Source organism: Massilia sp. S19_KUP03_FR1 (assembly GCF_036688685.1).
Classification (GTDB): domain Bacteria; phylum Pseudomonadota; class Gammaproteobacteria; order Burkholderiales; family Burkholderiaceae_D; genus JALYUM01.
Window position 1 is genome coordinate 1 of record NZ_JAQQPS010000072.1, and the last position, 1,055, is coordinate 1,055.

Below are 1,055 nucleotides of genomic sequence, written 5' to 3' on the forward strand. Positions count from 1 at the left end.
TGTGCTCGAAAGAGAACCGTAACACAGGTGCTGCATGGCTGTCGTCAGCTCGTGTCGTGAGATGTTGGGTTAAGTCCCGCAACGAGCGCAACCCTTGTCATTAGTTGCTACGAAAGGGCACTCTAATGAGACTGCCGGTGACAAACCGGAGGAAGGTGGGGATGACGTCAAGTCCTCATGGCCCTTATGGGTAGGGCTTCACACGTCATACAATGGTACATACAGAGCGCCGCCAACCCGCGAGGGGGAGCTAATCGCAGAAAGTGTATCGTAGTCCGGATTGTAGTCTGCAACTCGACTACATGAAGTTGGAATCGCTAGTAATCGCGGATCAGCATGTCGCGGTGAATACGTTCCCGGGTCTTGTACACACCGCCCGTCACACCATGGGAGCGGGTTTTACCAGAAGTAGGTAGCTTAACCGCAAGGAGGGCGCTTACCACGGTAGGATTCGTGACTGGGGTGAAGTCGTAACAAGGTAGCCGTATCGGAAGGTGCGGCTGGATCACCTCCTTTCTAGAGTAGCACCTGGGTGAGAACCCAAATTCATCAAGCGTCCACACTTATCGGCTGTAAATTAGAAGAAACAGTAGCAGTGTTCCTTAGTCGGGGCTGTAGCTCAGCTGGTTAGAGCACCGTGTTGATAACGCGGGGGTCGTTGGTTCGAGTCCAACCAGCCCTACCAGTACAATGGGGGATTAGCTCAGCTGGGAGAGCACCTGCTTTGCAAGCAGGGGGTCGTCGGTTCGATCCCGTCATCCTCCACCATTCGCTGCTACTAAAAAGCTCAAACGTAAGCCGTCAGGTTTAGGTTTGGTCTTTTAGCGATCAAAGCTGTTTCGTTCTTTAAAAATTTGGAAGAAGTAAAGTTTTATGTCAGTCAACGACAGTTGATTGGCAGGGTAGCATTAAACGTATCAACAAACATGCAACAACGCTGTACATCTTATCTCTATAAACGCTTCCTCATTAGTCGTGAGGAGCTAACGTTATAGGGACAAGCGAATAAGTGCACATGGTGGATGCCTTGGCGATTACAGGCGATGAAGGACGTA

Annotated in this window: 2 tRNA genes and 1 rRNA gene; all 3 read left to right on the forward strand. The window is 50.7% G+C overall.

Annotation, left to right across the window (positions count from 1 at the left end):
* Window positions 1-516, forward strand: a 16S ribosomal RNA gene (locus tag V6M87_RS27185); the annotation flags it as partial.
* Between the two features lie 92 nt (window positions 517-608).
* Window positions 609-685: transfer RNA gene (locus V6M87_RS27190), tRNA-Ile, on the forward strand.
* 7 nt (window positions 686-692) lie between these two features.
* Window positions 693-768: transfer RNA gene (locus V6M87_RS27195), tRNA-Ala, on the forward strand.
* Window positions 769-1,055: the final 287 nt, after the last annotated feature.